Source organism: Alteromonas sp. 5NW40-0090 (assembly GCF_057552975.1).
Genome location: NZ_BAAJLT010000013.1, coordinates 13,264 through 26,402, shown reverse-complemented (window position 1 = coordinate 26,402; position 13,139 = coordinate 13,264). Strand labels below are relative to the sequence as shown.

The 13,139-nt window shown below is 44.5% G+C and carries 11 protein-coding genes; 5 read left to right on the top strand and 6 right to left on the bottom strand.

The genetic code is table 11. From position 1 onward, the window contains the following. The first annotated feature begins 20 nt into the window (after positions 1-20). A complete protein-coding gene (locus AC27KT_RS15960) occupies positions 21-2,210 on the top strand; it encodes a M3 family metallopeptidase (RefSeq protein ID WP_487131594.1) in 2,190 nt (729 codons plus the stop codon). Between the two features lie 411 nt (positions 2,211-2,621). Next, the gene (locus tag AC27KT_RS15955; protein WP_487131592.1) at positions 2,622-4,532 is read left to right on the top strand and encodes a methyl-accepting chemotaxis protein; all 1,911 of its coding nucleotides are present in this window, start codon (positions 2,622-2,624) and stop codon (positions 4,530-4,532) included. Between the two features lie 60 nt (positions 4,533-4,592). Here AC27KT_RS15955 and AC27KT_RS15950 read toward each other — a convergent pair whose 3' ends face one another. Continuing rightward, positions 4,593-5,180 carry a hypothetical protein gene (locus AC27KT_RS15950; protein WP_487131590.1) on the bottom strand — a complete coding sequence of 196 codons (588 nt, stop codon included), beginning with the start codon at positions 5,178-5,180 and terminating at the stop codon, positions 4,593-4,595. A gap of 200 nt (positions 5,181-5,380) precedes the next feature. Next, the gene (locus tag AC27KT_RS15945; protein WP_487131588.1) at positions 5,381-6,235 is read right to left on the bottom strand and encodes a hypothetical protein; all 855 of its coding nucleotides are present in this window, start codon (positions 6,233-6,235) and stop codon (positions 5,381-5,383) included. 208 nt (positions 6,236-6,443) lie between these two features. On the opposite strand from AC27KT_RS15945, the gene AC27KT_RS15940 reads away from it, so the two are divergent. Then, entirely contained in the window at positions 6,444-8,258 is a 1,815-nt protein-coding gene (locus tag AC27KT_RS15940) for a cation:proton antiporter (protein WP_487131586.1), read from the top strand. A gap of 267 nt (positions 8,259-8,525) precedes the next feature. On the opposite strand, the gene AC27KT_RS15935 is transcribed toward AC27KT_RS15940, so the two are convergent. Then, a complete protein-coding gene (locus tag AC27KT_RS15935; protein WP_487131584.1) occupies positions 8,526-9,836 on the bottom strand; it encodes a 3-deoxy-D-manno-octulosonic acid transferase in 1,311 nt (436 codons plus the stop codon). 129 nt (positions 9,837-9,965) lie between these two features. Between AC27KT_RS15935 and AC27KT_RS15930 the strand changes: the two genes are divergently transcribed. Both AC27KT_RS15930 and AC27KT_RS15925 read left to right on the top strand, forming a co-directional pair. After that, positions 9,966-11,039 (top strand): glycosyltransferase family 9 protein, encoded by a 1,074-nt coding sequence (locus AC27KT_RS15930; protein WP_487131582.1) that lies wholly within the window; start codon positions 9,966-9,968, stop codon positions 11,037-11,039. Between the two features lies 1 nt (position 11,040). Next, on the top strand, positions 11,041-12,162 hold the full coding sequence (locus tag AC27KT_RS15925; protein ID WP_487131580.1) for a glycosyltransferase family 4 protein: 1,122 nt from the start codon (positions 11,041-11,043) through the stop codon (positions 12,160-12,162). 117 nt (positions 12,163-12,279) lie between these two features. On the opposite strand, the gene rpsQ is transcribed toward AC27KT_RS15925, so the two are convergent. From rpsQ to rplP, 3 genes are read right to left on the bottom strand one after another with little or no spacing between them, the layout of a single operon-like run. Beyond that, positions 12,280-12,537 (bottom strand): 30S ribosomal protein S17, encoded by a 258-nt coding sequence (gene rpsQ, locus AC27KT_RS15920; protein WP_014975444.1) that lies wholly within the window; start codon positions 12,535-12,537, stop codon positions 12,280-12,282. Continuing rightward, the gene (gene rpmC / locus AC27KT_RS15915; protein ID WP_012516965.1) at positions 12,537-12,728 is read right to left on the bottom strand and encodes a 50S ribosomal protein L29; all 192 of its coding nucleotides are present in this window, start codon (positions 12,726-12,728) and stop codon (positions 12,537-12,539) included. The genes rpsQ and rpmC overlap by 1 nt, the downstream gene beginning before the upstream one ends. Next, on the bottom strand, positions 12,728-13,138 hold the full coding sequence (rplP, locus tag AC27KT_RS15910; protein ID WP_012516964.1) for a 50S ribosomal protein L16: 411 nt from the start codon (positions 13,136-13,138) through the stop codon (positions 12,728-12,730). Before rplP ends, rpmC begins: the two co-directional genes overlap by 1 nt. Position 13,139 lies beyond the last annotated feature (1 nt).

Sequence of the window (13,139 nt, the reverse complement as noted above, 5' to 3'; positions counted from 1 at the left end):
AAAAACAGACAGGAAAACTCATGGGTAAATTTAAATCATCACTCACCGCTATGGCCGTTGTGGTTGCACTCGGTGCATGTTCAGAACAAAAAGCACCTGAGACCACCAGCACAGATGTACAAAATACAGCGACATCTCAACAAGCACAGTTTGATAACGTGCTGCTTCAAGAGTTTAAAGGCCCGTACGGCGGTGTGCCTGCTTTCGATAAAATGAATTTGGAAGATTTGAAGCCTGCGCTAGAAAAAGCCATGGAACTGAATCTTAAAGAGATCGAAGCCATCGCAAATAACGAAGCGCCACCAACGTTTGAAAACGTCATTGTTGAAATGGAGCGCGCAGGGGCAGAACTTGGACGCGTATTCACGTATTACGGCATTTGGAGCTCAAACAAGTCTAGCCCTGAATTCCGCGAAATTCAGGCCGAGATGTCACCAAAACTGTCAGCTTTCTTCACTCAAATTACGCAAAATGAAAAACTCTTTGAAAAAGTTAAAACGGTGTACGAGTCAGATGAACTAGAATCGCTCACGCCAGAAGAACAGCGTATTACGTGGATGACTTACAACAGCTTCGCGCGCAACGGTGCGACGTTAGATGGCGAAGCGAAAAAGCGCTACGCTGAAATTAACCAAGAACTTGCTACACTGCACACAAAGTTTTCTAACAACGTGCTAGCAGACGAAGAAAACTACGTTACTTATATTACTGAAGACCAGCTTGACGGCCTACCTGCTTCGTTTGTAAAGGCAGCTAAAGCGGCAGCAGAGTCTCGCGGCGAAGAAAGTAAATATGCGATCACCAATACGCGTTCGTCTATGGACCCGTTCTTGACCTACTCAACCAATCGTGAGCTTCGCGAAAAAGTATGGCGTACTTACTACAACCGCGGTGACAATGCCGACGAGTTTGATAACAATGACATTATCAAGCGCATCCTAACCCTTCGAGATGAGCGCGTTGAGCTGTTAGGCTACGAAAATTACGCACAGTGGCGTTTAGAAGATCGTATGGCGAAGAACCCAGAAAACGCCATGGATCTGATGATGAAAGTATGGCCTGCTGCTATTGCTCGCGTTGAAGAAGAAGTGGCCGACATGCAGGCCATTGCCGATGAAGAAGGTGCAGACATTACTATTGCGCCATGGGACTACCGCTTCTATGCAGAAAAAGTGCGCCAGGCGAAATACGACCTAGATTCAAACGAAGTAAAGCAGTACTTACAGCTTGATAAGCTTCGCGAAGCGATGTTTTACGTTGCAGGTCGCTTGTTCAACTTCAACTTCACACCTGTTGAAGAAGGCAAAGTACCCGTTTTCCACGAAGACGTGAAAGTATGGGAAGTAACTGACAAAGACAGCGGTGAGCATATCGGTCTTTGGTACCTTGACCCATTCTCACGCCAAGGTAAACGCTCTGGTGCTTGGGCAACCACGTATCGCTCTTACACCACGTTCGATGGTAAGAAGACCGTATTGTCTTCTAACAACTCGAACTTCGTGAAAGGTGCTGATGGCGAAGCTACACTTATTTCGTGGGATGATGCTGAAACCTACTTCCATGAATTTGGTCATGCTCTTCACTTCTTAGCGTCTGACGTAGAATACCCGTCTTCGCATTCTGGCGTACGCGATTACACTGAGTTCCAGTCTCAGTTATTAGAGCGCTGGTTGACCACCGATGAAGTAATCAACAACTATCTGGTTCACCATGAAACAGGCGAGCCAATTCCAGCAGAACTAGTTGAGAAGATTAAGAAGGCCTCAACCTTCAATGAAGGCTTCAAAACAACTGAGTACATGGCTTCTGCCATTATGGATCTGAAGTATCATACTACCGATCCTAGCAAGATTGACCCTGATACTTTTGAGCGTGAAGAGCTTAAGAAGCTTGGTATGCCAGAAGAAATCGTTATGCGTCACCGTTCACCTCACTTCGGTCACGTGTTCTCGGGTGAAGGTTATGCTGCGGCCTATTACGGCTACATGTGGGCAGAGGTTCTTACTGCTGACGCAGCAGAAGCCTTTATGGAAGCACCGGGTGGTTTCTACGATAAAGAAGTAGGCGATCGCTTAGTGAAGTATCTATTCGCCGTACGTAACGCAATGGATCCAGCTGAAGCATATCGCAAGTTCCGTGGTCGTGACGCCAAGGTAGACGCATTGATGCGTGACCGTGGTTTCCCTATTCCTAAGGAAAGCAAAGAGTAAGTTAACGTCCTTACCCTTCCTAGGCCCTGTTGTTGTTTGCTATACATCAAAGAGCAACAGGCCCTAGCTGTGGCTAATTAAATATTTAGCTTCAGTATGCCATTGGCCCTCTTGTTTTCTTCGTAAAGCAGAGGGCTTTTTTATAATTGACGTTTTTGTAAAGCCTCATCTTTTTATTGACCTATTGGTCAATTATGCTTCACAATCTCTTTGCCCTAGCGAAAAAGTATAAACTTTGCAGGGAAAAGGTCGATAACTTGTCTGCGCTTTAAAAATAACAATAGCACTAGCGTAAGAATCAGAGAGTAGTACTGACCCGCCTAGGACTCAGTATCAGACGTTGCTGTGCCTGCAATGCCACGTCACCTTTAATCTATTAATTTTCAGCATTAACTTACGTGGTCGAAAGTCATGACTTTCAGTATTAAACAAAAACTCATTATTTCTCTTATTGTGGCAGTACTTGCCGCAGCTATTCTTGTAGGTTCAATTAGCCAATGGATTGCCCGTGATCTCGTTAAAGAGAACATGGAAGAACTACAGCTTCCTTCTTTACTGAAACAGGTTGGCAACCGCGTAGACAGAGAGGCTAGCGTAATGCTTACCGTAGCACACAGCATTGCCTCTAACCCGGATATTCTCGCTTGGTCATCAGCCGGCGCCGATTCGGCAGGCGAACGTCGTCTACTGGGCTATCTAAATAATATTGTTGAATTTAACGATTTAACGGTAGCCTCGTTTGTAGACAGAACCACCTACAAGTATTGGAACCAAGATGGTTTCTTGCGGGTGCTACAAAACGATGAATTTGATGGATGGTTTTTCGCTTATAAAAATAGTGGCGAACCCATCTCGCTGAGTTTATACAACGAACCTGGACAGGGTTACCGCCTATTTGCGAATTATCAGCAAGTAAACGGCAGAGGTATGTCAGGTGTTGCTAAGTCGGTCGATGAGCTGCTGGATATCATCAATGCAGTGAAAATTGCGCAAACCGGCTTTGTCTTTCTAGTTGACGGTAACGGCACCATAATCGCGCATCCCAATACCGAATTACTGGGGAAGGCTAAGTTAGCGTCAATAAGCGATTCAAGCACAGCAGGGCAACTACTCAATCGTCAGGGCTTTGCTATGGCCACCAGCGATGCGGCAGGCGACACGCAACTGTTTGCCAGTACCTATGTGGAAAAAGCCGGTTGGTACGTGGTTGCACAAGTACCCGAGCATGAGCTTTACGCATCACTAAATGCAGGCAGTCGCCAGATTATTATTTGGGCTTTGGTAATAGCAGGTGCTTTCGCACTCATTGGTATTTGGCTAGCAGGCACGCTTACCAAACCACTTGAATCACTGGCCGATGTTTTCCAGCAGCTCGGCAGAGGACAAGGCGACTTACGCTCTCGTATTCCTATGCCAGAGCAAAAGGAAATTGCCCGCTTAGTAGAAGGGTTCAATAACTTTATTGATCACCTTCACGGCACCATTTCGCAAGTGGCGAAAACAAGTCACGCACTAAAGGCGTCAGCACAAGATGTTGCGAAGCAGTCTCATCAAACAGAAAACTCCACCAAGAGCCAGCGCGATCAAACCTTACAGGCGGCAGCCGCGTTAACAGAGATGGGCAGTACGGTAAATGAAGTAGCCCAGTCAGCTACCCATGCTGCACAGAATGCGAATTTGGCAACCACAAACTCCGCTCACGGTCGCGAAATTACCCAGCGTGCAGTGCACGCAATCAACGGTCTTTCGGATCAAATTCAAGATGTGTCTCGGGTTATTCAATCGCTAGATGAACATACCGCAGCTATTGGCGGTATCCTCGATACCATTCGAGGTATTTCAGAGCAAACCAATTTACTTGCGCTAAATGCTGCTATAGAAGCAGCGCGGGCTGGCGATCACGGCCGAGGCTTCTCAGTCGTTGCTGATGAGGTACGAACACTTGCACAACGTGCCGCTCAAGCGACTGATGAAATACAGGTGAAGATCGATAAGTTCCAGCAAGACTCTAAATCTGCCGTTTCACAAATGGAGTCAAGCCGCGCGCGCACAACTGATGTAGTAACCGCAACCAATGAAATAGACAAGTTGCTTCAAGATATCGCCGAAGAGATTGCTCACATTAATGATGTGAATACGCAAGTAGCGACGGCTACGGAAGAGCAAGCTACGGTGGTTGAAGATATCAGTCGAAACATTAATGACATTAGTGCATCAAGTGAAGAAACCCTGAATGCAACTAAGATATTGGTTAGCGTGAGTGACAAGCTTGACGAACTGGCACAAGAGCTCTCGTCTGAAGTGAGCAGATTTAAGCTTTAAGTTTACTTTAACCCTATTACGTACAAATCGTTGAGATAACGCAACCTTATGCGCCATTATTTAGAAAGTGATGGCGTATTCTACTTTTACTTGATTGTCACGGCTGGAGCGCCATGGCAATTGCATTGATGCTCCTTCACTTTCCCACGACTCTCTCATAGCACCAACAGTAAGAAGGTGCTTGTCTTCATTGAATGGAATTTCTACGTAAAGGCCAGCTGATGTGCTAGTAGGCAGACGAATTGTGTCGGCAACCGGAATACTCATCTCATGACGGGGACGTATTTTATGACTCAACCCCAACCGATAATCACCTCTATCCCACCAGCTAACTACTTCAAATTCATGACTTCTGACACGCTGTGACAAAACTCCGTAGTCAAGCAGGCCTTTGTTGTAATGGACAATGGCTTCGACGTTGAACATAGGTGTCAGTTTTTGGCTGAACGCTAATTGATACTGCTTCTGCTTACAGCCTTTGAATTTAATCTTATTTTTGGTGAGGGTCAGAGAGAAGGTATCATCGCTGTCCGAATATTTGTTGAGCCATTGCTGAGTCTTTTCAACCACAGAGGCATTAGCTGCTCCTGCCATTAATAGACATGGGCAAACACACATTGCTAAAAAGGACTGGTGTAAACGTCTCATTTTTCGCTGCCTCTTAAATTGTGGTTGGCTACAACTTATTCGATCACAATTTCAGTATAGACAGGAAAGTAGGCAGTTGGGTATTAGCCATTTTACTAACATGGACTAAAAGATAACTTTAAAGGAATGGTGATGAGTCACACAAACAGTGACGGCTTATGCACACGAAAAGCTAGCCGCACTGACACGTCAGAGGGCGCTTACCTTGATACAACCTTTGAGCTAGATAGAGATGCTTCGCGCTCTTCCGTCGCTTCCTCGCTAAACCAATAGGTGCCGTTAGTATCCACACACACACCTTCAACTTGCTTATATTGTTTTATTGGCCAAATATTTAGAAGCGCATAGTCTTGCGAGATTTGTGCGATAAAGGTAGCAAAATTGCCAAAGGGATCTGATTTATAGCCTGTGATTACAAACCGATTTTGGTGGCGGTCGAAGTCAACGCCCGTAACCACACCAGGCAGGCCATCAATCGATGTAAACGGGCTAATAGTTTGTTCGCTCTCCCCTTCGTTCACTTTGTAAACATGAGTTATGCCCGTTCTCCAGCTTTTCGAGAATAGAAGAAGTTCATCACCATGCTTTACCATTGCCTCAGAATCAAAATCATGAGCGTATGGAATATTAATGTTAGCGTTATTACCCGCATATTTTAGCGTAAAGGTGGTTATCTCATTTGCATTACGGCGACTTACTTTGTGAATCTCTACCTTTTCTCTGTTGCCTTTGTTGTTTCCGACATCGGCTATATAAAACGACATGTCGTCAGCCGTTATAGCTTCCCAGTCTCTATTAGTAAGCGGTAAGCGCGTGCGCTCAATTATTTCACCTTGATAGTTAATGCGATAAATGACGGGCGCATTTCCGGAATCGTTGAGCGAAAACATGCTATCAACGTCGCAAAATAAACCAGAGGTTTCTGACAGTTCTTCAGGTAATTTAACAGTACTGTTCACGGTCAATGAAGCAGTTGGAGTGGGATATTGAGTCGCGCATGCCGAGATTAGCAAAAGCGCTAGCGGTAAAAACGCAAGTTTAAAAAAGCGGCTCAAAAAATAACTCCCGAATAAACGATAAGTACGAATAATAACAAAGCTTGAAGTATCAAACATGCATATTACAACGCTAAAGACAGTCTATTGGTCTAAACTTCTTACCGAAGCGTATATCGCTGTAAGCTTAACTTGTTCTAAAGTCTCAGTATGATAAATGATTAAGCTAATATACGATGGAACAATAACAACTTCTTAAGGATTCACTTTGTCAGACCCGCTTCTCTCGCTCGTTGCAGTAGGACTATTGTCCATCACCTGCCAATACTTAGCTTACAAAGTTAGGTTGCCCGCTATTCTGCCATTGTTAATTGTTGGTATCGTAGTTGGACCAGTGTTCGGTGTGCTTAATGCAGACGACCTATTTGGCGACCTGCTGTTTCCAGTTGTTTCTCTTTCCGTTGCTATTATTCTTTTTGAAGGGTCACTGACACTGAAGTTTAGCGATATTGCCGGCCATGGCAATATGGTGAGAAATCTATGCTCTATCGGTGTATTAGTCACCTGGGTGGTTGCGGCGACAGCCGCACATTACAGCCTAGACATTTCATGGCAGTTGTCCTTTTTGTTCGGTGCCATCGTTACTGTAACTGGCCCTACTGTTATTGTTCCCATGCTAAGGACTGTTCGACCTAAAACTAACCTTGCCAATATCTTACGTTGGGAAGGTATTGTTATCGATCCTATTGGCGCCTTGTTAGCGGTACTGGTATTCGAATTCATCGTAGCGTCACAAGAAACTGCTATTACACATACGCTCATTGCCTTTGGAAAAACCGTTGGTATAGGGTCGGTATTGGGGCTTGCCTCAGGCTATTTACTGGGTTTATCTATACGTAAAGACTGGATACCTCATTATTTGCTGAACACCGCTGTGTTAACCGTCATTTTAGGTGTATTTGCAGCCTCAAACTACGTAGCGCATGAATCAGGGCTTCTGGCTGTGACCATCTCTGGCATGGTGTTAGCCAATATGAAAGATGTTGATGTAGAAGACATCCTCGAATTTAAAGAAACCTTAAGCGTGTTACTTATTTCAGGCTTGTTCATACTGCTTGCCACCAGACTGAACTTACAGTCTGTCATCGATGTAGGATGGGGCTCGATTGTGGTGCTAGCCGCTATTATGTTTGTAGCCCGCCCCCTGTCGGTATTAGCTTCATCCATTGGTACTGGGCTTAAACTTAATGAATTAGCGTTGCTAAGTTGGATTGCACCACGTGGTATTGTTGCTGCAGCAGTCTCAGCTCTGTTCTCTCTTAAGCTTGAAGAAATCGGCTACGAAGGAGCGGGCATTATAGTACCTATTGTATTCATGGTGATTATCGCGACAGTTGTGGTACAGAGCCTTACATCACGCACCGTTGCGTCGTTACTTAAAGTACGTGCCCCTGCCCCAACTGGCTACCTGATTTTTGGTGGCAGCAAATTTAACCGCGCCTTGGCGTGTGAAATGCTAAATCAAAAATTAGACGTGACGATTGCAGATACCAACTGGGATGCCATTAGAGAAGCGCGCATGATGGATATTCCGGTGTATTTTGGAAATCCTATGTCCGATCATGCTGCTCGACATCTCGATTTAAACACCTTTGGCACTGTATTGATAATGTCGCCTTACAAACAATTGAACCCGCTTATTGCCTATCACTTTGAATACACTATGGGTAAAGACAAAGTGTGGGCGCTTACCAATAATGAACAGTCTACGCGACCTAGTCACCAAGTTAGCGAGCAGTATGCTAAAAAGCTTACGTTATTCGATGAGGGTGTTACCTATGGCTATTTAGCGTCAGCCATTGCCCGTGAATCTGCGGTTAAAACAACTCGGCTTTCGGAAGAGTTCACCTTTGAGCAATATACTAAACAGTATGGCGAGCGCGCTACGCCACTTATTGCCATTAACGCCGAAGGTAAAAGCTACACCTTTATTAACGGAAACAGCATTCAGCCGAAAGCTGGCTGGCGTGTTATCAGCTTGATTGAGCCAAAGCCTGAACAAAATGTAGAAGGGTCAAAGTAAGAAAACCTCCTGCCTCTCGGCAGGAGGTCTCTCCCTGGAAAACACGTAACACAGTGCCCTTTTTTAAAGGTGCATATTTATTTGGATTTTACTGCCGCTACACTGTCGTAGGCTTTATAGCAAAGAGTAGACCAAAACAATAAAAGCCAATTTTTACAATCACTTACATTAATTTACACATTCTAGCTTTACAGGCACCTTATAGAAAACCCCATTAAAGTGCACAGTACGCACTATTTGGGGGCCCACTTTTTAACCATAAAACAATTAGTTAACGTATTTCCGTATGCACTGAACAGTAGCCTCAAGAGCACCACTATTTTCTTCTAGTACTTTACGGCCTGATTGGCCTGCCTTTTCTCGCTCACTAGGGTTTAGGAGCCATCTATTCACAATTGCCGACATTGCTTCTCCACTCTCTACTTTTATCAGCGCGCCACACTCTTCTAAGTAACTGCAGATAACCGGATTATTATAAGTGTGAGGGCCCATTATTATCGGAATGGAAAAGCTTGCAGGCTCTAGGGCATTGTGCCCCCCTCTATCAGCTATGGAGCCACCAACGAAGGCGAAAGAAGCCACTGCATAAGCATCATTTAACTTCCCCATCTCATCGAGTAACACCACATTGGTATCTTCTGGTACGGATTGCACCTGAGAACTTCGAACATAGGGTAGCGACTTAGCTTCAATAAGCTTAGCTACTGCATCGAAACGCTCGGGGTGACGCGGAACAATAATTACTTTTAAGGAAGGGCTTTTTTGCCACAACTCTTTGGCCGCTTGAAGTACCGCTTCTTCTTCAAGGTCGTGGGTACTCCCCGCTACAAGTATGGGGTAACCCGCTTGATTCAAACCTAAAAAAGGATGGTCCGGCGCTGTAGCAGAAGCTACCTGGTCGAACTTGATGTTGTTAGTAAGCGTAAGCTTTTTATCGGGCACCCCAAGCCATGCGTAATTTGTGAAGTCGCGCTGCCCCTGGGCGCAAATATGGTAAAGCTTAGCAAGCATAGGGTTAAACAACTTACCAATCTTTTTATAACGTCTGGCAGACCTATCGGTCATGCGGGCGTTAACGACCATTACAGGTATATCTCGTTTCCAGCATGCATGGATGAGATTGGGCCATAACTCTACCTCGGTAATTAGCACAGCTTTGGGCTGAATTCTTTTTAGCATTCCTGCCATAGCCATATGCAGATCGTAAGGTAAATAAAAGTGATGCACATTGTTACCGAAGATCGCCCTTACACGCGCAGAGCCTGTAGGCGTAGTGGTGGTCACCGTAATCTGGCAGTCGGGTTCTTCTTGCATGATACGCTTAATCAAACAAGAAGCTGCAACTACCTCCCCCACAGAAACGCAGTGAAATAAGTAACCGTCTTTTTTAGGTGCATGTGCGACGAACCCAAAGCGTTCAAACCTTCTCCGGTTATAGTCTTTGCCTCTGGTAGTACCTCTTAACATCAACTGCAAAAAGGCGAAGGGAATAATGAACACCAATACCAGTGAATATCCCCATCGGCATATATCTTCAATTAGTGTGGGTTTGTAGCCGTTACGCTCGGCAGCAAACATAAATTGTCCTTAATGGTAAACATAAACGCATACATCACTGTTAATACAATGTGCGTCATTAAAATGTCGTCAAACTGTGATGTTATTGTTCGCTAGTTAGCTTCACGTGAAATTCGAAAGCCTATTCTAATGCCTAAAGACGTACAACAAATTCTTTTCATCAGGCTTAGCGCAATTGGCGATATTGTAATGGCTTCTGGCCTACCGTCTAGCATTAAGCAAAGTTATTCCCAATACGGTAAACCTGTTGAATTAACCTGGTTAGTAGAAGCCCCCTATGCCGAATTAGTTAGCAGTCACCCCTATGTAGACCACGTTATTGCGTGGCCAAAAAAAGAATGGCGCGCTCTATTAAAGGCTAAAAAATACTGGGCGCTTTTTAAAACTATAAAAGCATTTAGAAAGCAGCTCAGAGAAAAAAACTTCAATGTGGCAATTGAAGCACAAGGTCTGTTGAAAAGCGCCTTTTTCTCTTACATCAGTGGAGCTTCAGAGCGCATAGGTTTTAAAAGTAAGGAAAATAGCCAAAGATTACTTACGCTCGCGGTTGATAAGCCGACATCACAACAGATTAGCAGCGAATATCGATATCTTGCTAAAATACTACATTCACTTTGCAGCGCTGAAAACAATGATAGCTCAGACTATGAAATGTGCATCAAATCAAGTAGCGCTGCCATGCAGTCAGCGATAACGAAAACTAGTCACTTAGGGTTAACAGAACCCTTTATAGCTATCGCGCCTTTTACCACTCGCCCTCAAAAGCATTGGCCTTCTGAACACTGGCAAAATCTAATTCATAAGGTACGTAAACACTCTAATTTACCTATAGCCATTTTAGGAGGCCCTGGGGATGCTGCAAAAGCCGAAGCCTTTACCTTTGAATGTAACGGCGTAATTTCGCTGGCAGGAAAAATTAGCTTAGAGGAGTCTGTGAGCGTGCTATCACTTTGCCATGCGTTTGTTGGTGTAGATACGGGTCTTACCCATTTAGCTACAAGCTATAAAAAACCTACTGTTGCCATTTTTGGTTCAACAAGACCTTACACCCTAACCGACAATGCATATACCCATGTACTGTTTAAAGACATGCCGTGCGCCCCATGTAAACGAAAACCCACGTGCAATGGACGCTTTGACTGCATGACGCTAGTTACACCTGAACAAGTCTTTAATCAGCTTAAAGCATACATAAGCCACTAGTATGAGCAACAAGCACTCTTTCGACGTTAACGTTTTGCATATCGAATTGGGAAGGCATTTATACGGTGGTGCGAAGCAAGTAACTTATCTTATAGATGCCCTAGATAAAGACTGTAGGTTTAATCAACATCTTATTTGTGCCGCGAATAGCGAGATCAGTCATTACAATTTCAACCGATGTAAAACATTCTCTATTGACTACAAAGGCGATACCGACCTGATGGGCTTTAAGCGTTTACTTGACGTTGTAAAGCGCATTATGCCCGATGTGATTCACGTACACAGTAGACGCGGCGCCGATGTTTGGGGCGCACTAGCAGCAAAATTGACCGGAATATCGGCAGTATGTACCCGCCGAGTAGATAATACTGAAGGTAAATTGGCCCGCTTTAAATATCGTGAGTACGACGCTGTAATAAGCATTTCGGACGGTGTCCATAATGTAGTCTCAAAGCATTGCGATAAAGTGAAATACCAAGGAGTTATTCACTCTGCCGTTGATGAGGAAGAATACGGACAGCCTGCTAACCAGCAGTGGCTGAAAAGTAAGTTTAATATTCCACAGCACCACTTCGTTATCGCTAATTTTGCACAATATATCCCCCGCAAAGGGCAAGCCGATTTAATACTCGCTATGCAAGAGCTAACAGCGCAATTTGACAACTTAACTTGCCTTCTTTTTGGTAAGGGCTCTGAAGAAGAAAATTACAGGCAGTTGATAGAAAAGCATGACCTACAAAGTAGTGTAAAGCTTTGTGGGTTTACTCACGAAGTCGCTAACATTTTGCCTAATGTAGACGCTCTTGTTCACCCCGCCTACGCTGAAGGCCTTGGAGTTATACTTCTTCAAGCAGGGATAAGCAAATGTGCTGTTATATCAACCCCCGTTGGCGGAATACCGGAAATTATAAAACATAAGCAAACGGGTTTAATGGTGAGCCCTGGAGATATTAGTGGGCTTGTGCAAGCAATACGCTTATTGATAGCGGAACCCGAGGAAAAAATAGCATTAGGTAAAGCACTTCACCAGCATGTAAAGACACACTTCAGCATAGAGAATATGGCAAGTGAGTATACTGCACTTTACCACCAAGTAGTGAAAGCAAGCATAAGCGTTTTTTAATATGGCTGAGTCACTATGATAAAAACCACGACTTATTCTATGCTTATTTTACTAGTTGAGAAGAACAAAAAAGCCGCTCGAAAGCGGCTTTTTTAAGACTTTGAAAAAAGTTAGCGATTAAACGCCAGCTTTCTCAACAACGTCAACTAGCATCCAAGATTTGCTCTTAGATAGTGGGCGACATTCACGTACTGTTACTACGTCACCTTTGTTGCATACGTTGTTTTCGTCGTGGGCGTGAAGCTTAGTAGAGCGCTTGATGAACTTCCCGTAGATTGGGTGCTTAACAAAACGTTCAACTACAACAGTGATAGATTTATCCATCTTGTTGCTAACCACACGACCTTGTACTGTACGAATTTTTTGCTCAGTCATTACGCATCAGCCTTTTGAGTCAGAATGGTTTTAACACGCGCGATGTTACGACGTACTTTTCTCAACTGATCAGTTTTTTCAAGCTGACCTGTTGTGTGCTGCATGCGTAGGTTGAACTGTTCGCGTAGCAGGTTAATCAACTCTGCGTTCAGCTCTTCTACGCTTTTGTCTTTCAGTTCAGTCGCTTTCATTACATCACCGTCCGAGTTACAAAGGTTGTTTTAAATGGCAGTTTAGCCGCTGCCAATTCAAACGCTTCGCGTGCAAGATTTTCAGGAACACCTTCCATCTCGTAAAGAACACGACCAGGCTGAATTTGGCATACCCAGTACTCAACGTTACCTTTACCTTTACCTTGACGCACTTCAAGAGGCTTCTCAGTAATTGGCTTGTCAGGGAAAACTCGAATCCAAATTTTACCTTGACGCTTAACGTGACGAGTCATAGCACGACGCGCTGCTTCGATTTGGCGCGCAGTCATTCGACCACGGCCAACTGCTTTAAGGCCGTAAGTACCAAAGGCAACAGTGCTACCCGCTGCGAAGCCGCGGTTGCGGCCTTTGTGCATCTTACGGAACTTCATGCGTTTTGGTTGTAACATG

Coding starts and splice junctions, on each gene's coding strand:
- AC27KT_RS15960 (WP_487131594.1), top strand. CDS start 21: ATGGGTAAATTTAAATCATCACTCACCGCTATGGCCGTTGTGGTTGCA.
- AC27KT_RS15955 (WP_487131592.1), top strand. CDS start 2,622: ATGACTTTCAGTATTAAACAAAAACTCATTATTTCTCTTATTGTGGCA.
- AC27KT_RS15950 (WP_487131590.1), bottom strand. CDS start 5,180: ATGAGACGTTTACACCAGTCCTTTTTAGCAATGTGTGTTTGCCCATGT.
- AC27KT_RS15935 (WP_487131584.1), bottom strand. CDS start 9,836: ATGTTTGCTGCCGAGCGTAACGGCTACAAACCCACACTAATTGAAGAT.
- AC27KT_RS15930 (WP_487131582.1), top strand. CDS start 9,966: ATGCCTAAAGACGTACAACAAATTCTTTTCATCAGGCTTAGCGCAATT.
- AC27KT_RS15925 (WP_487131580.1), top strand. CDS start 11,041: ATGAGCAACAAGCACTCTTTCGACGTTAACGTTTTGCATATCGAATTG.
- rpsQ (WP_014975444.1), bottom strand. CDS start 12,537: ATGACTGAGCAAAAAATTCGTACAGTACAAGGTCGTGTGGTTAGCAAC.
- rpmC (WP_012516965.1), bottom strand. CDS start 12,728: ATGAAAGCGACTGAACTGAAAGACAAAAGCGTAGAAGAGCTGAACGCA.
- rplP (WP_012516964.1), bottom strand. CDS start 13,138: ATGTTACAACCAAAACGCATGAAGTTCCGTAAGATGCACAAAGGCCGC.